Here is a 19,936-nt window from a genome sequence, read left to right as displayed (position 1 = left end):
TGCGGCATTAGTGTTAAAGGTTAGATGATCTTCATGAAGAAGCAAGAACCAAAAATCTTGTCTCAAGTAGAAGACGTGTCAACGGTTTTCTATCATGCTGCTAACATTTTATGCCGTGGAATTATTACGCAATGGCAAGCTGTCTGCGGCCTTGACCAAGTTAAAAGGCGAAGACATCGTGCTTTTCATCGCCATTGCAGCTTCAATGGCCACGGGTGTCCTACTGCCTTCTTTTGGCATCATTTTTGAGCCATACCTGCTTATCTGGCTGGGGCTCCTTTTGTTCTTGAACCTCATCCGGCTGAACCTTCAAGATCTAGCCTCTACCTTCAAAAAGCCGGTACAGCTGGTGATTTTGTCAATGGTCAAGCTGGTTGCACTCCCGCTGACAATGTATTTTATAGCAAAGCTGGTCTATGAGCCGCTTGCCGTCCCAGTATTGCTCCTTTCAGGGATTTCCACGGGGCTAGGGGCACCGTTTGTAATCAACGCTGTTGAAAAGAGCAAGAAATTGCCTCTTGTCGTTGGAATGGTCATCGTAACTTCCCTTGGAGTTCCATTCGCACTTCCTTCCATCGTGTACCTCTTGCTTGGAGGCAATTCAGAGTTTGAAATACCGATTTTCAACATGGTTTTTCTGCTTTCTGTAGCTCTGTTTATCCCGATCATTGCCGGCTGGTTTGCAAAGAAAAAATGGTCGTCAATTGCGCAGCGAGTTGACAAAAAATCCTTTCCTGTTTCCATAGTCCTCATATCCCTGATGAACTTGGGAGTGTTTGCAAACTTTTCGAGTTTTTTCTTCAAAGATCTCAGCTTTGTGTTTGTCAATATTGCGGCAGCATTTGCCCTGTTTGCAGCATATGCCGCAATTGGTTATGTTGCGGGCAACATCAAATACCAAGGCAAGATCATCACTATGGAAAGAAGCAGGGATCTTGGAATATCTGGGCTGATAGTAATGACCTATGTGAACAACATTCTTGTAGTCGTCTTTGCTTCACAATTTTTTAGCATAGATGTTGCCGCACTTGCAGCATTTTACAACCTGCCATACTATGGACTGATATTGCTGCTCAAGATAATAGCTAAATGAAGCTTGTTACACGAATATTTAGGAAGAAAAGTTTTCGATATCTGATTGTCTAAAACCATTATTATGGATCATTAGCAGTGTTGAAGTACGGCTACAAAATCATTGCAAGAAAACAACGGAAGAACACACAGAGCAGGCAGACGAGCAGCGGCTGTTACAATAAAAGGATATGAGCTTAAACCAACACTGATAGTAATAGATACTCAGAATGGATTTGTTAGCGATGGAGGCTCGTACGACAAGCTAGGCATCAATAGGTCTCACTACAAAAAGGCGCTGCCAAACATCATCAGGCTTGTCAATATTTGCAGGAAAATTGGCACTCCAATTGTCTTTACAATAGCCGTAAGGGAACCTTCAGGGGTCGATCTGCTGACAAAGACCCACAAGATCCTTCCCCTGCCGCGTGAAGAAAGGATTGAAGAGATACCTATCTGCATCAAAGGGACATGGGACGCGGACATCGTGGCAGAGCTCAAGCCAGACAACAAAGAATACGTGATAACAAAGAGGCGCGATTCTGCATTCTACGGCACAAAGCTTGAAGACCTGCTGAGAAAGCTGCAGGTTGACTCAGTGATATTTTGCGGGTTTGACACATCTATGTGCGTAGAGACGTCATTGAGGGACGCCTTTAACCTTGGATTTGACGTCATGGTCGTGTCAGATGCCACTGCATCCATGAACCCAAAGCGCTACGAGTGCACACTGGACGACGTAAGGAGCTTTTATGGGCTTGTGGTGGATACCAACGAGCTGGCCACCGAGCTGTCCTAGGTCTTTTCGTTTATATCAGCAGCCATAGCAATAGCATTGATGCAGATAAACCCGCTGCAAGCCATATTGTGGACTTTGCGGCGCAACGAGCATGACCTCATAAACCTGTACAATTCTCTGTCTTCTGTCATGCAGCTTGCTATTGGCGGCGACATGCTCAACTTGGTTACTAGAATCACAAGGCATCAGACCCGATGGCAGCACAGACTGACCTGTGCTCCCTTGTAGGAGACATTGCCGAGCTTGGCTCTGCAAAAAGGCTGGTGGACGTTGGAAGTGGGTTCTCCGCGCCTGCAGCACAGTGGAGGTCTTCCCATGGTTCTCTGGACATCAGTTGTGTTAATATAAATTTCCAGCAGTTGTTGTCTGCAATGAAGGCAGAGGAGAAGATGTCGCTGCTAAACGCGACATCTACCGCGCTGCCGCTTTCTGACGAATCTGCAGACAGGATAGTCGCGCTTGAGTCTGCGCAGCACTTCAGGCTGCTAGAGAAATTCATCAGCAAATCCAGAAAGGTGCTCAAACCTAATGGCCTTCTTATTATCGTAATGCCTGTGGTGACACAGGCAAAGCCTTTCTTCAAGCTCGGGATACTTGCATAGACATGGTCGTCAGAGCACTATAAGCTGGAATATGTCAAATCGGCCATTGCAAGTAAGGGATTTGAGATCAAGGACATTAGGCACATCCGGCCACCACGTTTACGAGCCGCTGACCGACTATTACGTGCTCCGAAGAAGTACGCTCAGGGAAAGAATCCTGCAAAAGTACCCATCGTTTCTTGAAAAGGTGCTTTACAGTTCCCTTTTGAAGATGAAGGACGTCTCAAGAAAGAAGATAATCGACTATATCATCATAAAGGCGTGCCCTATACAAAGGTAAATTAGGCATTGCATACATGATTCTCACGTCTTTCAACCTTTATTGGTGACAGAATGTTCAAGTTAAATGAATACCTCAGTATCCAGCCAAGCATAGTGGCGCTTTCGCTAGTCTCACTTGTAGTCATGATGGGCGCCAGCATGGTCACTCCGTCGCTGACGCTTTATGCGCAGCAGGATCTTGGAGCCAATGAGTTCTTGGTAGGCGCGGTGATTGCAGGTTTTGCCATTGGCCGGCTCGTATTTGATATCCCATCGGGAGTCTTGGCAGACAGGCTTGGCTTGAACAGGACAATGATCCTTGGTCTCGGAGTACTTGTCAGCTCGTCGGTGCTGGCTGGCTTTGCACCAAACTATTGGGTGCTGCTGTCTGCAAGGGTGTTTGAAGGTATTGGGTCGTCGATCTATGTCGGGGCGGCCATCGCATTTGTCCTCCTGTCATCAGAAGCATCCAAGCGCGGAACAAACATTGGAAGCTATCAATCGATGTTGATGTTGGGTCCCATCATGGGCCCGATAGTCGGGGCCCCGATTGCCGCGTTTTTTGGATACAACGCGCCATATCTTGCGTTTGCGGCAGTAATAGCGGTGGCCCTTGCGATAGTCGCCGCGCTCGCTTACTCTGGCAGGCTCGACGTGGCAAGGCCTGTTTTGGGTCATGAGAGCGGCGGCAGCCGCAAAGCAGACATGACAGTCTATCTCAACACCGCTGCAATAGCCACCTTTGGCTTTGCGTTCCTGCGCTCAGGCATTTATACCACGGGCATGCCGCTTTTTGCTTATGGCAGCCTTTCGCTGTCAGTGTTCGACGTTGGCATAATGCTTACAATGGCGTCGATTGCGAATCTGGTCAGCTCGTTCTTCTCTGGCAAGCTTACGCAGATGTACGGGATGCAAAAGCCGTTGTTTGCTGCAATCCTGTCTGCTGCGATACTGGTTGCCATCATGCCGCTGTCCACGTCTATGCTCTTGCTGCTTGCCATCGTCACTCTGATAGGCGTTACGTCAGGCTTTTTCGGCCAATCCATAGTCTGGGCGGCAGAGCAGATAGAAGAGAAGGTGAAGAAGAAAAGCGTAGCAGATGCCGGCCGGGCGCTCGGTGTTCACTCGCATGTTACGCGTGGGATAGGATTCAATAGGATGATAGGCGACTTGGGGCTAGTACTTGGGCCGCTCTTTATAGGCTACTTTATCTCGGCTTTTACTGGGAACCCGCTGCTGTGGTTCGTCTCGTTTGGCCTCACTGGTGTGGTGCTTGGCATAGTTTCATTTCTGATTCTGGGCACAAAAGTCAAGTGCAATATTCCGCGGCGCTAAAATCAAAAAGAAAGAGGAAGGCAAAGTTTTCGCTGCCACATCAGCTTACGTTGACTGTTCCCACCATGTTTGGATGAAGTGCGCAGTAGTAAGGATATTCTCCTGCCTCTTCAAACGTGTGGCTGAATGTCTGCCCCGGATTCATTAGCGGGTTGAGGTTGGGCGATGAGTCGAACCTGCCGTCAGGCTGCCCGTTGGAACCTGATGTCACAGTGTGCGGTGTCGAGTCGTCATTGGTCCAAGTTACAGTGTCGCCGACACTGGCTTCAACCGGATTTGGATCGAATGAATCGGTCGTCTTGCTGGACGAACCCGGAGTTATCGACACTGCAATAGTTTGACCGCCACCACCGCCGGTAGTTTCATTGGTCGTCGGGCTTGGTGCTGGACCTTCTGTAGTTTGGTTTCCACTAGTCTCATTGCCAGTGGGTGCAGTTGCATTGCCAGTCGGGGTTGTGGCATTGGGTATTGTGGGAGCAGGAGTTGTAGGCGACGGTTCTACCCCCTCAAGCGGAGGCAGGACTGACCTGTTGTCCCCTCCAATTAACCCAGTGACAAACCCGTAGATCGGGAGACCCATGAAGTGATTGTCCGTCATTTCATGATCTACATTAATGGTCAGGACTCGACCGGTGTTTTTGATTGTGATTGGAACGTTTTCCCACTGCGGATCGTTGTTCGTGTATATGGTCGCTGTACCAGAGATTTCAAAAGTGCCATCCTCGGAGAGAGTGACTTGGGCAGTTGTAGTCTCGTTGCCCGGTGTCGTGGCGTTGCCAACCCGCGTAGTTGCATTGTCACCGGTAGTATTGTTGCCTCCAGTCATGACCTGTGGCAATGTTGTTGTGGTTTCATTGCCTTCTGTCATATTTCCAGCAGTCGCATTGTCCATCCCGCTGTCGCCTCCGCCACCAGTCATGTTGGCTCCAGTGGCATTGGCAGTTGTAGTTTCATTGGCTCCTCCCCCAGCAGTAAAGTTATCTATCAGATGCATGTGGAAATCGCTCCCGTCAGGTTTCGCCATCGATATATTGGCTTGAACCTGCCTTACTTCCCCACCTATGACATCTACCCTCCATCTGCCACCCAGAATGTATCCGTCTGAAGTGGCATTGGCAGCAGTAGCATTATCAGACATAGCACTTGATATGAAATCATTTATTGTCCCTCTGGCTCTGAACGTATCATCAGCGGCTGCGGTAGTTGTTCCTTCTCCGCCCCCTGTTTGATTGGTGCCGGTGGCATTCCCTGTCGAAGCCGTAGAGGTAGTGTTGTCTACAGTTGTAGCGTTAGAGGTGACATTTACCTGCGCCCCAGCAAATCCGGTCACGCCAAATGTCAGAGACCCGAGCAACAAAATTACAATCGCAATACGACGCGTCAGCTTATTGTTGGTTCTGTGGTTGATCCTGCATCACCGGCAAGATGGCGGTTTATCATAGAATTTAACAATTGTAGAGGTAAAGTACGCGACTAGATCATATCAGATAAAACTAACAAATGTTCTAGTTTACGATTCTGTCAAGAAATACTTCTAGTCGTCATCTTTTCTGTTGTTTTCAGGAGCCTTCAGCTCGTGCTAAAAGACCCATAGTTTATTTTATGTCGGAGGATTATACATCCAGCAATTCGATCAGTGCTTACCTTTGGAAGGCTTTTCATCCTCCTTTCCCATTGCAGAATAAACGTCATCGGTCTATTTCTCTTTGTTTACATAATCCGTTACTGTGGCTGGAATGTTTTCTTTATCCTTTTCATATTGCATTCTCTCGACATCCAAGTTATGGTCGCCAGTTTTAGACGGCGCATGCTTTTTCCCTTGGGTCATGATAGCTAGCTGTTGTGTATCATTGACCCCAATACCATAAAAAGAGTAATACATACAAGAACGCCTGTCTAGTGATACCAGACATGGTTCCCCGATTTAGGACTCGCAATCGATCAATGTCCAAAAACTAATGCCTGCTTAAATCATATTTTGCGCAGCTATAGGCATGGATATTGTGGAAATTGCAGCTGTATCGATTGGCTCTATCATATTTATCTATTTTATGGTCGCCATCTCATACAGGATGAGGAAAGAGGGTTATCCAAGAAAAGCAAAACAGGACGCCAGATTCGAAGCTCAAATGGCCTAATCAATCAAGTGCGTGGCGCAGTATTATACTAAATAGAAAATTCATGTAAAAATTATAAAACTAAAAAATAAGATTGCTAGCCGGAAATCAGATACGTGCGCAATAAATTCTATTACCTCAAACCTCTATGTCAGAAATGTTTTCAAAAATGATAATTACTTTTGTTGCCGTAGTCAGCGCTTTAGTATTGTTGCTATCTATCGCTCTTCCGACGATCGGGTCTAGCAACAGCGTTAGTACCCAAGGTCCTGTCAATTATTATAACGACACAAGCGGAGCTAATGCTTCTTCAAGTGCTACTAATGACACTACAGCAACAACCAGTAGCCTTAACAGCACCAATAATACTGCAATGCCCAGCGAGAGCGACTGGGAAAATCTGACTACGTTTGAGCTGTTTGAATTATACCCGGTTCTTGACAACTTGACTTCAGGTGCCAGCAATGACACAAGTGCTGCAGCGAACGAAACTGGAACAGGTCAGCAATTGCCATCGCAGGAACTGAACCAACAACAAAACGAAACTCAGGCTACAGCAACAGCGAATACCACTTTGAGCGACGCGACGCAGCAGAATAGTATTGCAGCAGCAACGATGCCTCCTGATCTTCTAAATCAACTGCAAACTACTATTAGCTCGATAAACCAATCGATCACTGAATTGAAGAGAAACATGACCAATACTACCACTATATCAGTTGATCAGGTAGTGGTGAACGAGCCTGTAGCATCGTCGAGCACCAGCAGCCAAGATAACGATTTGGGAGACAGCAATCAAGCCAGCCCCGTTTTCACATTTAGCAAGGAAATAACTGACGACCTCAAGAAAGATGACTACATCATCTTGGCTCATTTGGCACCATATAGCACGACAAAGGGACATGCAGAAGTTGAGCTAAAAGTCCCATGCAATAACGACGAAGAACCACAGGTCAAACTAGTTGCCGGGTCCATTCCAAGGCTTAGGGAAGTTGACCTTGGCAAGGCTATAGAAATAGCTAACGTAAGGGGGAGTGATGACGAAGTGAAACTATCCAAGGCCGGAGAATACTGCCTCTATCAGGCCAAATTGCCTGCAGGGATTACTGACGTGATCTTGGTCAACGATTCTGGGCACAAGCTAAAGTTTAGCGAAGACGGAAGATTCTATATGGCTATGACTGTTGGTTTAGATTCGACAAAGGGCGAATAGGCAAGTGGATTCACGATGTCGTCAGGCGATTCGAACCCGCAGACATAATTTGATGGCTGTGATGATGCGAAGACATGCAAGATGTTTTTTAGCTGCTAGCAGTTCCTTAACTGTCTGTGGAAAGCTTGAATCAGCATATGTGTAGTAATACAGGGGCATGCATTCATGCTTCTATTGTCTTGATCAAGTCAGTAATTCCGATCGGCTTGTGAATGAACATCTTGGGATCAACGTTTGAGAATGCAAATTTGGGATCGTGTTCGTAAATGTCAATGCCTGATAAGAAAAACACCTTAACCTTTTCATCTTGCTTGCGTATTCTGTCATATAATTCAGAGCCGCTTAGCTAAGGCATCTTTACATCTGTAATCACAATATCATAGCGGCCGGGCGCGAAGTCAATCAGCGCCTTTGTTGGATCGTTGAAAGCATCCACCTCGTAGCCTTTCGATCCTAGTGCTTTCTTGAAAACAGTCAATACATCTTGTTCATCATCTACCAACAGGGTTCTTTTCGACGTTAACGTAGACATAACATTACCGACAAATAAACTGCCCTGTCAGAACCTCGAATGGCGCAGGCTATAGATGTGTCGACGCTGATTTTGCAGATACGTTCACTCAATTCTTCAACCGTCCTATTATGCTGCTTTAGCAGGGCATTATGGCATTATTTTCTCTAAGTAAAAACGACCATTTCGTTCATCAGTATTAGAACTTTGTAATATCTCACTGCTTTATCGCCATCGCTTTTTGGCATAAGCTTGTGGAAGAAATAATAGTATATCTAGGCTTATTTTTCTGAATGATATTTTTTACAATAATAACACATGGCAGGCAAGATCAGTCTATCAATCCAAAGCACCGGGTACAGCGCACTTTTTTGCCATCCTGATTTTCAGTTATGAAAAAATAAAGGCTACAAGCCTTGCAGAATTTCACATTAATAGAATTATTATCTGACAAGAGTCTGAAAGGTTTGATTAGCCATATTTCAGTGTAATGTAGCTAGATACCTTATCACGCGGCACAGCCATCGCTTTATAGTCGAATATCGAATTTTCTGAAAAGAAGCATCATGTCGATATGAAGGAATTTTTGTCCACAAGATGGGATGAATGTCCAAGGTAAGAAAGTGGGCCCAAGGGGGTTTGAATTTTGCATATAGATGGGTTCGCATGCCTAGCTTTAAACCTTATGCAGTTTACATCCTTTTAGTCAAAACTATGAATGATATCATACAGGGAGAGGGATTCGAAAGCTCGTTCTCTTGTTTGGAGTTTGTGTATCCCATAAATCCTCGAATGGCTTGGTGAGCTTTAAAAGTCTTGCAGGCTGCGGGTGTTGTCAAGTTGTCGTCGGATGCCGTCACATCTCAATAGTTAACCATCCGACGTAGATTTGACAGAAGCCTGTCAACAGTTATTAGATTATCATCATGATCATAATGCTTAATGGTAACGGTAGCGCATTACATCATTAAGAATTGATTCCGCGTGAAAAGCCTTGGGAAACGTGGATAAAAGATGATACTTATCCTATAGGAGAATTTGGCTGGAGTACCCAGTCTACGGTATTTCTCAGTGGCGGCGAATCTATCATAGAAGTTCATGTTGGCGAATCTTTAGAAATACCAATAAAAGCTATCTATGTGCATAGAGATGACGGCAGGAACAATCCCAAGGCCGTGACGTTAAGAATGCGCGCGGCAGATAGTTGCGAGCTATTAAAACTTTCGAAGACATTATCGCAGGAAGAATTGCTGCAAAAAGCCTATCAATGCGAATCAGGCGAAGCATATGACAGAGCTCTATTCTTTAATACTGCCAATCTGGTATCCTTTACGAATATACATCGCTTTGTTCGACTAAACGATAGGGTGATAAGAACTATCAATATGAAAGTGACGATTCCTCTGGATCTGCCTGTTGAGCTGAGAAGGACAATTAAGGTGATGCCCTCAGGAAGCGTCAACCCCGCTACAGTTGGTGTGGCTTCAAGAGGGGTATTTCTAAAAATAATCGATTAATCCGATCCGTCAGCAACTTGTCTGATTATTATTTTGTCTTATCATATCCTTTATACAAAATCATGACATGCGTGTACAGCTTGCCGCTTATTCTGCATCCACAGCTCGATTCGTATACGAGAATTGTACTTACTGTGACTTGCATATCCCACCCAAGCAGCGACTCTCTGGGTACATCATAGAATTTGAAAATCTTGGAATTTCCTCCCGTCCAGAACTTGGACTGCTGATACACCAACGGATGCGCCGCTGTGACCACCACATATCCTGAAACGAAGTTGTAGGTTCTGCCACCTTCTGTGAAAGTCGACGGATATTGTACAAAAACGCTAGTGTTGACGCATTTGACCTTAAAGACCCATCCACAAGCCTTCTTCTTTACCCAATAGCTTCTTTGAGGATCGGGCGTTTCTACCTTAACTGTACCAGATCCTAATCGTTTGCTATCAGAGCAGTGTTGGCTATTGCTGATATATTGCCAACAGATTACGCCACCTATTCCGAAGAATCGTCCGTCATACTTCAGCGTATAAGGTGCACTTGAGCCTTCTCTCCAAAAGACCCCCTCTGATTCGAATCCGCTTATCTGAGAAGTAAGCTCGTTTATTGAATAGAATGTGTCACCATAAGGAGTTACGGGTGCCTGCCATCCGCTAGCATTCTTTCGTGTTTCATACAGCTTTCCACTTGATACCGTATAGATGTGTATTATGTCATCGAATGATATGGTAATGGAGGGCAACTGATGGCTTCCCGATGTCGTGGCGGTTTCGTTTCCTTCGAATGCGCCCGTAGTATTAGCAAATCTGGCCACATACAATGAGCCAGAGTTGCCACTTGAGAGATACGCAACGTACGCTGTCTTTGTGCTGTTTATGCTATCTGCCGAAATTTGTTTTATGGTATTAGTGCCCATGTTAGTAGAGCTAGCAGTCTGCACTGACCCCCACGATGTCCCATCAAAGACCCGATACTGCAAGTTAGGACTTTCGTATAAGGCATAGGCAAATAGCATTTTACCAGACGTTAGCGGGGCCAGTGCCATCACAATTCTGTTGTTACTTACATTGTCTACCTGGGAAAGTGAAACAGACCAATTGAGCCCACCATCTGTGGACTTCATAATCTGGTATGAGTAAGTGGATGATCCACCAGACCTGTATCTAAATGCAGCATAGATATTGGCATCTGTATCAGTCGCTGCCACTGCAGCAGCGCATGCCCCGCCGCTTCCACAAGCATCTGAATTGGCAAATGTGTAGCCTAGCAGAACAGGACTGTTCCATGTGATATCGGTATCTGTAACTGTACCCCGCAAGGCGTAGAAATTCATATTGCTGCCGGCAGGAGTCCAGTATAAAATAACCACATACTAGGTACCAGATACCATGGTAGTCGCTATAGTCCACCTAAAGCTGTCGCTTGCTAGCACGCCTGACCCGGTAGAAGTGGATGTTCCTTTCCATGTGTGTCCGCTATCATACGATTTCGTATAGACTATATTCGAACCATCATAGAAGAAGGCGTATTTTGTCCCACCCTTTGAACTAAAGACCCTCCTTTCACCTTCATAATAGTCCGATAACTGCGGCGACGTCTGTGCACTACTCTTACCTACTACGCCATGATGCATGTGCCCAAACACAATATTATATGGCGAAGAGGTACCCTCAATCCAGAGGGCTCCCGGTTCTCCCATGTGGAAATTAGTAGCTGTAAGTTGATTTGGTGAATCGAATGTTGTGCCATACGGGTCAAATGGTGGTTCCCAAACTCCATTAGCTTTCCGTGTATTGTATACTTTCCCATCTGCTAATGAGTTTATGATTATGTCATCGTTAGAACCTCGCAGAATATCAGGCAAGTAATGTCTAAGAGTATTATCTGCTGTCTCACTGGCGATAAAGCTCCCTTCTTCCGAAAATGCCGCTATTTTCAGGATACCGCCTGCAGTGCTAGTCACATTCGTATATGCTACATAAACGGCCGATGTAGTGTTGCTCATGGCGGAAAGCTGCTTGAATGTGTTTGTGGTCATACCCACGCTAGATTGGGTTTGTTCGGATCCCCATGCGCTGCCATCAAAGACCTTGTAAAAGAGGCTCGCACTCTCATACTTGGCATAAACAAACAACATCTTCGTTGAATTAAGAGTTGCTAGTGCCATTGCAGGTCTTGAGCTACTGACAGGATACATTTGGTTCATTGAAGTGGACCAATTCAATCCTCCATCGGTCGATTTCATTATCTGCATGGAATAATCGGTGGCACCGCCAGAAAGCCAAGTAAAGGCAGCATAAATAGTGCCATTAACATCTGCAGCTGTAGTCACACCACCACACGCGCTACCACTTCCACATACATCAGAGTTAGCCCAAGTATATCCTAGCAATATTGGGCTGCTCCAAGATATGCTGCCGTCGCTGTTTACGGTACCACGCTTTGCATAGAACTCCATGTTTGTTCCAGCAGGTTTCCAATATAGTAGGGAAACATACTGCGTGCTATCTATCGTAGTTGTTATTACCGACCACCTTGACGTGTCAGCTGCCAGAACGCCAGACCCTGTAGAGACAGCAGAAGCGCTCCATGTGTGACCCATGTCCGTAGAGGTCCGGTAGACAATGTTCGAACCATCATAGTAGAATGCATTTACAGTAGTGAGGTCAGTGTTCGTATTGTTGGTAGTTATTAACCTTCTTTCACCCTCAAAAGCCGAATTCGAGGGTGGGGACAATGTTTGTGCTGTGGTAGCTACAACTGTTGGATCTATTATAAACCACTTATCGACTGGTATTCTAAGCGTAGAATTTGATTGATCAAAGACCATATTATGGCCTGACGCGATTGCATCAGACCAGTCGAGTTCTAATCCGCCTTCTTTATCATTTCTTCCCTCATTTGTTGCAGAAGTCTGATCATTCCTGACACCTTTCGGAGTCCAATCCAATGCAGGGTCTAAAGTTGATGCATCAATATCAACAGAAGCTGGCTGTCCAACAAATAATCTATCATCATCTATTTTGTCATACTTTCCACCGTCAACTACAAATGAAATTATGCTTCCATTAATACTGGTTCCCGCAATCGTGTACTTGTATCTGTCAACGTATCCATTTCCACCTTCTACCGCAGTCCAATAAACGTCATACTGCAATTCTGGTCCTACTACTCTTTGGTCTACGTGGGTGCTGTTGTACCATAGCGAGAAAGCACCCTGTAATTCAGGAATGCTAATGGTATAGCTATATCCCCTGTTATCTTTAACTTTGGTAGTGCCATCAGTGTCCCATGTCAAAGTAACGGTAAGTTCTGCTGCAATCTCTCCATTGAATTCTAACAGTGGGTAGGAAAATGATCTAGTTATTTTGCTATCAGCCAGTACAAATTGCTCGCCGGAGATAGTTACTAATGAAGTAGTATTTTGCATTGGTATCAATGTAGATGTAATATTAGACACTATTTCTGTTGAAGTTACATTCTGAGTTGATGATTGCTGCTCACTTTCGATATTTGTACTGTTAGAAGATGTGGCTGTAGAAGTAGCATTGCTTGATGTAACATTAGCATTTCCAGATGATGACTGATGACCTGCAGCTTCTGATGATTGTTCATTCTGGGTTGACGTGTCAGTAGAATTATTGTTGACACTTTCAGATGATGCAGTGGCATTCTGTGATTCCTGTTCTTCACCATTCTGAGTCGAGGTATCGTTATTGTTCGTTGAATTACTAGAAGATGAACTGTTATCTGCTGATTGTTCTTCAGAACTGCTTGTAGAAGTATTATTTGCAGATTGATCAGAAGATGTAGAATTCTGACCAGAAGCATCCATCTTAATTAAGCTTGAAGGTAGAGAAAATGCTAACAAAGCCATGCATGCAAATGCAAGAACTAACTTTCGTGTAATTACACTCGACCTTTCTTCTTTTTCCATTGGCCAGTCAAATACGTAATTTTGTTAATAAGGCTGGCTCAGCGTACAGTAGGTCTCGTATGATATGCAAAAATTAACTAGAAGAATTACTTATGCATCATGCATTGTCTTCTGAATTAATCCGCTTGGATACTGCTAGGCCGGCTTGAGTCAATCTGAATTCATCACAGTCATTAACATCGATCCAGTCAACTTCTATAAGCCAAGTGACATACTTTGTGCAGGTAGTAGAATTTACTCCCGTTTTCATGGCCAAGCGCGTCTTTCTGATAGGCCCATGGAGGTAGATGATATTCAGGAATCTTTTTGCAACATTCCAGTCGATTTTGCGGTGATAGTTATCGTCACGCGAGATAAGACTTTCCTTTAGCGTTGTTTCGCCAATTGCCCTTTTGATCGATTGCAAATCTAGTTCTGCATGAGCCATTATTTCGTGAATATTTTCTTGAGAACCGTTGTCCTTCATTCATGGTGCAATTTTTCCTCATCTGGTCATAAATATATAAAGTAGCTAGTGAACGTTACTCTAACAATTCTTTACATATTTTATTTATAACATCTCTTCACCGACCTCAAATATTCGCACTGCCAGGGTTAGAGTTCTGGTGAATGGTACGTCTGAAGAAGTAGGAACTGCTTACATTTGCAGAACCTGCAAAAGCATGTTCTTCTCCACTTACGAAGTTATTCAGCACAAGGCCATGACAGGACACCGGGAATATACAGAAAGAAAATCATTGGTAGAATTGTAAAATAAGATGGAGCTTCATCACACCATCAAATGCTTGTAACACTCTCACCTTCTTGTCATTGGGGTATAGAGATGACGCTCAATTATCTTTAGCAACCTGACCTTTGTTTTTCGAGATAACCTCCATAAAGTCTTGTTCATTATAGACCTCTTGACATTTCTCAGCACTTCTTTCATTATTCCAAACGGTGCAGCGTCTTTAGGTCTTAGATTAAGTATTAGTTCTCTATGTTGCATTATCAGCTCGACATAACTTACATACGTGGTGTAGGTCTCCTTTCCTATTCCTAGAACCTCCGTATCGTCAAGCTCATTACTTTCCTTTCCGATATGAACTACCGATGATATTTTGACATGCTTTCTTGATAGAACTCCAGTATCCCCATCAAATTTGGCTTCAGGATGGTTTAGATATTCCCAGAAATAGTCGTTGAACTGCCGCCAATATTTTTGACCCTTTAAGGTTTTCTTGCTGTTATAATCAATGAATTCATCAAAAGCGCATTGGTACGCGTCTTTTCTATAGGGGGATACAGGTTTGATAACTTCGCCAGTTTCATTATCGGCTATGTTTCCTACGCCCACTATGCAGAAGTTGAATGGCTTTATCTTTTTACTGTAGCTCCTGCCTTTGTTAAGTCGATCAAACCGACGCATCACATTGGTTGTAGATATCACTAGCTCGGACATGGCATAGGCGTTACCGTATTTTTCATTAAGTTCCTCAAATGATACTTTGCCATGGTGATGATTTAGTATATCGATCCATAACTGTTCATGCCACGTGTTATCATCCCCTGTACATGGAAACGGGTTAAGAAGATGCTTCAAGCCGTGTGAGGATGCTTTGAGTATCTTGAGATTATCATTATGTTCATATTTTTGGTAAATGACGTACCTCTTGGATGATATTCCAGCGAACCATACGTTTTCCAATGGATATTTTTTCCTGATTTCTTATCCGTGCATTCCTCTACTTTGAACATGTCCATATCGATTCCATATGGGTTCAGTGGTTTGAAGAATTGCTGAATCTCTGTATTGTGGAGGAATTGCCATACTGTCAGTGTCACAAAAAGCGTGCGATGCTCCGTGCTTGGAGATAATCGCTTCTACCGCGCCAAGCACAAGTCTTGCCCCAGAGGTAATAAAGGTGGCTACCAGTGGATTAGAGAAATACCCGAACTCTTCTGTCTTTCCCGCATGGCAATGGATTGTAGATAAACCATAAGCTGCAACATCTGATTCCTCCGACTTGGTATTTATCTCAATGAATATGCCATAACATGTTGCGTTGGCGATAGTTTTGATACACTTCTGCTTCTTATCCAAGAGAACTTTTTGTCCTTCATCATTGCAATTGGTACACTGTTGTTGCAGCTCCTTTCTATACTCAATAAGGACTTTGAACAGATTATCTTTGTAAGGATCAATCTCTTTTCCGAGGATATTGATCTCTTGCATTGCTGACTGCTTTCCTACGGGCTTAAACCTGATGGCTTGGACTATTTTTGGAACTTTACCCCTATTGAGAAGTTTGCTGGCTATGACATCTGCTAAAGCATACCAGATTTTACTGTCACTTGTCACATAATTAATAGCAATATTCCATGCATTCCCATCACCATAATGGGCTCGTATTTGACTATCGTCAAGAGCTCGTCTTTGTCCCAAATCTCAGTCTCTGAATAAGGGCTTAGGCGCTTAGTCTTCTTGTCCTTGATTTTCACAAATTCAGGTGTCTCCCAGTCTGAGGGCGGGATGGTTTCTTCCCTGCCTCGCTGGCAGTAAAGCCAACGAAATAGGTGCTTGATTCTATGGCATGTGTCATTCCAGGTTGTTATCCATTTCTTTTCAGGATCTTCCTCTTCCCTCTTTACGAATCGGTCTAGGTATGCAATTATCTGGTCTCTTCTTTTTATTTCAAAGAACGTCGTGCTCCGGCCTAGGTGGTTCGCATAGGCGAGCACTGCTTTAAGGGCGTTGTTCTGGTGGCGCTCTGATGCGCCATTCTCGAAGATAGCGATGGTACTCCCTTATCAAGCCAGCATTGACCTTGTTCGGAACGAGTGCGATCTTTGCCACGGTGGTGGATAGTTTTGCAGGCAATTACTGAACCAGTCCTCCTAGTTCTTTTTCCATCGCATCGTTCTGGATTCGTATCACGCCGGTGGACAGCGTATTCACTTTTGCTACGTCAGCATCGTATGCTGACCGTGTATTTGAACCCAAGTAAAAGGTGGGCCCAAGGGGGTTTGAACCCCTGGCCGACCGGTTATGAGCCGGTCGCTCTGCCAGGCTGAGCTATGGGCCCGATCGAAAAAACGTAAAGAGGAAGTATGTATAAAGGTTTGGAGAATTAGCAGTTCATCCTGCTGCTGCCGACGTACCTTTCCTGCACCGAGTCCAGCAGCATGTTCTGTGCTTTCAGAGACTCGACTGCGGCGGCAAACGCTGCCTCCTGCTTTTCTGCCGGGATTTTGTCCAGTATTTCCCTCCATACCCGTGCGTGTCGGACATCTGCCTCTTCGTGTATCTCGAAGTATTTCGTCGCGTCCCCGCTGCTCATCCCGTAGAACTTCTTCAACCCGTCGATCTTGCTCCTGCTTATCTTTGGAAGCTCCATCTCGTAGGCGTACATTGCCGCCACCGCCTCTTCAAATGAAGCGTTTGCAAGCGTCATCATCTTGGCAACCGCCGCGTCAGTCTTGGCTGCGCCAGCATAATCGACAAGGTCGCTCCTTGGGACGCCCAGAGCGCCAGCGAACCTCACCCACGGCTCGATGTGCTCGGCCTCTTCCCTCGCGTTGCTGGCGATATCTTTATTGTCCATGGCCTTTGCTGCAATGCTTTCCACAAACTTGGGGACCGCCTTGACCAGCTGGAAATATTCCAGTGAATATCCCCGAAGATGATCGATCGTCAATTTGCCCTCTGACCACATCTGGTAGAAGGAATGTTTTAACAGGCTGCGCCTTTCAATTTCTGAATCGATCTTCTGGACAATGTTCATAGGTGATCTCAATTCCACCCGATAGAAAAACCTTGTGAAAAAGCAACCAAGAAAGGATTTTATGGGTAGGTTCTTACAGAGTTTGCGAGTGCTCCGGTGGTGTAGTAGCCACTTTTGTGGCTGCACAGTCCGGTCAAGCATTGTGGCCTTTCGAGTCGCAGATCCCGGGTTCAAATCCCGGCCGGAGCACTTTTACCATTCAGGCAACAGTAAATTAATATTGACACCTTTCCGAATACCCCTCAGGAAAAGAGCTGGTTTTGAGTAGCAGGAGAAAAATTGAGGCCAATCCTTTGATCGAACAGTTTGCCGACCACATCGCAAGAATTGAAGATGCATTAAAGCGCGAGCTTGACCTGTATTCTTGGTCCGAGTTCCATGCTCCCCTGCGCTACGCCTGCGACGGCGGCAAGCGCATCAGGCCGCTGATACTCGTGCTTTCTGCCGAGTGCATCAATTCCAAAAAGCCCGGCGCCGACGCGTACCTTGCAGCCTCTGCGATCGAGCTCCTGCACACCGAGTCGATTATCCACGATGACATAATCGACGAGGAGAACCAGCGACGCGGCAAGCCCTCGTTCCACGTCAAGTACGGCTACAACAGCAGCATCCTCACCGCCGACTTTGTGCTTGGCATCATACTCAACATTGGGTCAAAGCTGAAGGACGCCCGAATCGTCAACGAGCTGTCCAACGCGGCCACTAGGATGAGCGAGGGCGAAATGATGGAGATAAGGCTCAACAAGTCTCCGGACATCAACGAGGACGACTACATCAAGGTGCTTGAATACAAGACCGCTTCGCTCTTTGAGGCCTCTGCAAAGGTGGGAGCGATGATTGCCGGCGGAAGCGAAGACCAGATCCATGCCATGTCGTCGTTTGGCAACCTGCTTGGCATCGCCTACCAGATTCACGACGACCTCATAGACTGGAACAACGAAAACCGCCTGTTCAACATGCTTGTAAGAAAGAACGGCAAGTCTAAGGAGCTGGTCGACCAGATGGACAAGCTCTACCAGTCGTATGCAGCAAAGGCAAAGAACGAGCTCCGCAAGATTCCTGCAGAAAACGAGGCCAAGCGCCACCTGGAGCACCTGACGGACTTGGCGTCGGTGCAGTTCTAGCATAAAAGAACTATAGTTATTATTATTCTTGGACTGGAAAAGCGCGCTTGCAAACTGCACCATTTTTCCACTGGAACTAGATTGCAGCATTTTTTGTGTGTAAAATGCGGCAGCATGTAGCATTTTTCCCTCCACAGGCTCTGAAAGGGAAACGCGCGCCTAGTTGCTACCGGACATGAACGATGCCTGCGTGATGCTTGACGTCAGGTCAGGTATAGCTCTTGACGCAAAGTCGAGCAGCGGGGCGTGCCAGATGCCAAAGCCCACCATGAAGACCATTGCAAACACCAGAACGGCGACCATGGCCCTTGGTTCCTTTACCTTGCTCATGTCAGGCCCTTCTTCCATGTACATCTTTCTCATTATCCACGCATAGTAGCCAAGCGACAGCGCGCTGTTGAGAACGCCGGCTATTGCAAGCCACGGCCCCCATTCCACAAGCGGCCCAGAGTTAATCCCTGCCCCAAAGAGCACCAGCTTGCTCCAGAATCCGTTGAGCGGAGGCACACCTGCCAAGGCAAGCAGCGATATTGAAAGCGCGATCGCAGTTATCGGCATACGCCTACCAAGGCCGCGGTACTTTTCAAGGCTATAGCTGGCAAGCGCGGTAGCTACCGCTGCTGCTGCGATGAATCCTGCAGACTTCATGACCGCGTGGTTGATTATGTGAAATAGCGAGCCGGAGAGCGCCTGATCCGAATATGGGGCAAGCGCGATGCCTATCATGATGTAGCCTGCCTGCGCAATGCTGGAATAGGCAAGTATCCTTGGCACGCTCTTTTGAATCAGAGCGCCAAGGTTGCCAAGAGTCATGGTAAACACTGCAACTACAGCCAAGGTGAGAGTCCAGTCAAGGTTGAGTGCAAACATGCCAAGCACAATGACGCGGAGCGCGGCGGCAAAGCCGGCCTTCTTGGTGCCTGCAGCCAGCAGAGCTCCGATGGTAGTTGGAGAGCCTTCATAGGCGTCTGGCAGCCACATGTGGAACGGCACGAGGCCCATCTTGAAGCCAAAGCCGGCGATGAACAGCGCGACTGCAAGCAGGCCGACAGGCACGAGGTCTGCATCGAGGTTGGCCATCGCCCTTATCGAGTCGCCGATGTTGGTCGTGCCCGTGATGCCATAGACTAGGCCGATCGCAAGGACAATGAGTGCCGATGACAGCGCGCCGAACATAAAGTACTTTATCGCGGCTTCGTTGGAGATCGGGTCGCGCTTCGTAAAGCCTGCCAGCGCATATGTTGGAAGCGACATCAGCTCCCACGCGACAAGCAGCATGACAAGGTCTGTCGAATAGGCGATTATCACCATGCCGATGCTTGACAGCAGGATAAGCGAGTAGTAGGCAGCAGGGTTTGACTTACCCTTGTAATAGTTCCATGATGACGCGGTGACCATTATGGACACGAGCAAGAGCGCGATTGCAAAGAACGAGCCGAACATGTCGTCGACCAGCACCTCTTGAGAGAACGCCACCGCCGGCAGGACCTCGCCGGAGAATATGCGGAAGATGACGATGCCTATTGCAAGAGCGAGCGCGCCAAACGCGATTGCGCTGTAGACCTTGTTCCTGTCCTTGCCCTTTTCGCGCCTTGCGGCGTCGATGGCAGGGATGGCAAGGCCTACCACGCCCAATATTACCGTCACGAGTATTGGTGTCGAGAAGAGGTCAACCATTTTTCATG

The 19,936-nt window shown here is 46.2% G+C and carries 21 protein-coding genes and 2 tRNA genes; 9 read left to right on the top strand and 14 right to left on the bottom strand.

From position 1 onward, the window contains the following. Positions 1-115: 115 nt before the first annotated feature. The 5 genes from NGAR_RS05395 (at position 116) to NGAR_RS05380 (ending at position 4,068) form a co-directional block, all read left to right on the top strand. Positions 116-1,093 carry an arsenic resistance protein gene (locus tag NGAR_RS05395; RefSeq protein WP_228369302.1) on the top strand — a complete coding sequence of 326 codons (978 nt, stop codon included), beginning with the start codon at positions 116-118 and terminating at the stop codon, positions 1,091-1,093. Between the two features lie 102 nt (positions 1,094-1,195). After that, positions 1,196-1,870, top strand: coding sequence for a cysteine hydrolase family protein (locus tag NGAR_RS05390; RefSeq protein ID WP_015018657.1), 675 nt, complete (start codon positions 1,196-1,198; stop codon positions 1,868-1,870). Between the two features lie 194 nt (positions 1,871-2,064). Further along, complete coding sequence (locus NGAR_RS18360; protein ID WP_015018656.1) at positions 2,065-2,472, top strand: class I SAM-dependent methyltransferase; 408 nt, start codon at positions 2,065-2,067, stop codon at positions 2,470-2,472. Positions 2,473-2,518: 46 nt separating this feature from the next. Further along, a complete protein-coding gene (locus tag NGAR_RS18355) occupies positions 2,519-2,752 on the top strand; it encodes a hypothetical protein (RefSeq protein ID WP_228369301.1) in 234 nt (77 codons plus the stop codon). A 53-nt stretch (positions 2,753-2,805) separates the two neighbouring features. After that, the gene (locus tag NGAR_RS05380; protein WP_148681028.1) at positions 2,806-4,068 is read left to right on the top strand and encodes an MFS transporter; all 1,263 of its coding nucleotides are present in this window, start codon (positions 2,806-2,808) and stop codon (positions 4,066-4,068) included. 40 nt (positions 4,069-4,108) lie between these two features. Here NGAR_RS05380 and NGAR_RS18350 read toward each other — a convergent pair whose 3' ends face one another. Further along, a complete protein-coding gene (locus NGAR_RS18350; RefSeq protein ID WP_228369300.1) occupies positions 4,109-5,398 on the bottom strand; it encodes a cupredoxin domain-containing protein in 1,290 nt (429 codons plus the stop codon). 998 nt (positions 5,399-6,396) lie between these two features. On the opposite strand from NGAR_RS18350, the gene NGAR_RS05370 reads away from it, so the two are divergent. Then, a complete protein-coding gene (locus NGAR_RS05370) occupies positions 6,397-7,398 on the top strand; it encodes a hypothetical protein (RefSeq protein ID WP_148681027.1) in 1,002 nt (333 codons plus the stop codon). A 346-nt stretch (positions 7,399-7,744) separates the two neighbouring features. Here the strand turns inward: NGAR_RS05370 and NGAR_RS05365 are convergent, their stop codons facing one another. Continuing rightward, entirely contained in the window at positions 7,745-7,900 is a 156-nt protein-coding gene (locus NGAR_RS05365; protein ID WP_187147677.1) for a response regulator, read from the bottom strand. 340 nt (positions 7,901-8,240) lie between these two features. Beyond that, a complete protein-coding gene (locus tag NGAR_RS19295; protein ID WP_187147676.1) occupies positions 8,241-8,339 on the bottom strand; it encodes an MJ0042-type zinc finger domain-containing protein in 99 nt (32 codons plus the stop codon). A gap of 544 nt (positions 8,340-8,883) precedes the next feature. On the opposite strand from NGAR_RS19295, the gene NGAR_RS05355 reads away from it, so the two are divergent. Further along, positions 8,884-9,426 carry a hypothetical protein gene (locus NGAR_RS05355; protein ID WP_015018649.1) on the top strand — a complete coding sequence of 181 codons (543 nt, stop codon included), beginning with the start codon at positions 8,884-8,886 and terminating at the stop codon, positions 9,424-9,426. A gap of 28 nt (positions 9,427-9,454) precedes the next feature. Here the strand turns inward: NGAR_RS05355 and NGAR_RS05350 are convergent, their stop codons facing one another. From NGAR_RS05350 to NGAR_RS05315, 10 genes are all read right to left on the bottom strand, one after another. Further along, positions 9,455-10,759 carry a hypothetical protein gene (locus NGAR_RS05350; RefSeq protein WP_015018648.1) on the bottom strand — a complete coding sequence of 435 codons (1,305 nt, stop codon included), beginning with the start codon at positions 10,757-10,759 and terminating at the stop codon, positions 9,455-9,457. 39 nt (positions 10,760-10,798) lie between these two features. Continuing rightward, entirely contained in the window at positions 10,799-13,363 is a 2,565-nt protein-coding gene (locus NGAR_RS05345; RefSeq protein ID WP_148681026.1) for a sialidase family protein, read from the bottom strand. A 97-nt stretch (positions 13,364-13,460) separates the two neighbouring features. Then, positions 13,461-13,829, bottom strand: a complete 369-nt coding sequence (locus NGAR_RS05340) for a helix-turn-helix domain-containing protein (RefSeq protein ID WP_015018645.1) — start codon at positions 13,827-13,829, stop codon at positions 13,461-13,463. Positions 13,830-14,159: 330 nt separating this feature from the next. Continuing rightward, on the bottom strand, positions 14,160-15,050 hold the full coding sequence (locus NGAR_RS05335; RefSeq protein WP_015018644.1) for a hypothetical protein: 891 nt from the start codon (positions 15,048-15,050) through the stop codon (positions 14,160-14,162). A gap of 21 nt (positions 15,051-15,071) precedes the next feature. After that, on the bottom strand, positions 15,072-15,704 hold the full coding sequence (locus NGAR_RS05330) for a DNA polymerase domain-containing protein (protein ID WP_015018643.1): 633 nt from the start codon (positions 15,702-15,704) through the stop codon (positions 15,072-15,074). After that, positions 15,701-16,084: a hypothetical protein gene (locus tag NGAR_RS05325; RefSeq protein WP_015018642.1), complete on the bottom strand. Its 384-nt coding sequence runs from the start codon at positions 16,082-16,084 to the stop codon at positions 15,701-15,703. Before NGAR_RS05325 ends, NGAR_RS05330 begins: the two co-directional genes overlap by 4 nt. A gap of 4 nt (positions 16,085-16,088) precedes the next feature. Further along, complete coding sequence (locus NGAR_RS18730) at positions 16,089-16,223, bottom strand: hypothetical protein (RefSeq protein ID WP_266190392.1); 135 nt, start codon at positions 16,221-16,223, stop codon at positions 16,089-16,091. Continuing rightward, the gene (locus tag NGAR_RS18725; protein WP_266190391.1) at positions 16,224-16,346 is read right to left on the bottom strand and encodes a hypothetical protein; all 123 of its coding nucleotides are present in this window, start codon (positions 16,344-16,346) and stop codon (positions 16,224-16,226) included. 8 nt (positions 16,347-16,354) lie between these two features. After that, positions 16,355-16,428, bottom strand: a tRNA-Ile gene (locus NGAR_RS05320). Positions 16,429-16,473: 45 nt separating this feature from the next. Continuing rightward, a complete protein-coding gene (locus tag NGAR_RS05315; RefSeq protein WP_148681025.1) occupies positions 16,474-17,127 on the bottom strand; it encodes a TenA family transcriptional regulator in 654 nt (217 codons plus the stop codon). A gap of 90 nt (positions 17,128-17,217) precedes the next feature. Between NGAR_RS05315 and NGAR_RS05310 the strand changes: the two genes are divergently transcribed. Both NGAR_RS05310 and NGAR_RS05305 read left to right on the top strand, forming a co-directional pair. Beyond that, positions 17,218-17,316: transfer RNA gene (locus tag NGAR_RS05310), tRNA-Glu, on the top strand. 104 nt (positions 17,317-17,420) lie between these two features. After that, on the top strand, positions 17,421-18,251 hold the full coding sequence (locus NGAR_RS05305) for a polyprenyl synthetase family protein (protein WP_015018640.1): 831 nt from the start codon (positions 17,421-17,423) through the stop codon (positions 18,249-18,251). Positions 18,252-18,410: 159 nt separating this feature from the next. Here NGAR_RS05305 and NGAR_RS05300 read toward each other — a convergent pair whose 3' ends face one another. After that, positions 18,411-19,928, bottom strand: coding sequence for an NADH-quinone oxidoreductase subunit N (locus NGAR_RS05300; RefSeq protein WP_015018639.1), 1,518 nt, complete (start codon positions 19,926-19,928; stop codon positions 18,411-18,413). Positions 19,929-19,936: the final 8 nt, after the last annotated feature.

The organism is Candidatus Nitrososphaera gargensis Ga9.2, from assembly GCF_000303155.1.
In the GTDB taxonomy this organism is placed as follows: domain Archaea; phylum Thermoproteota; class Nitrososphaeria; order Nitrososphaerales; family Nitrososphaeraceae; genus Nitrososphaera; species Nitrososphaera gargensis.
Note: the sequence above shows the minus strand (reverse complement) of the source record. Positions and strands in the feature narration are given on the sequence as shown.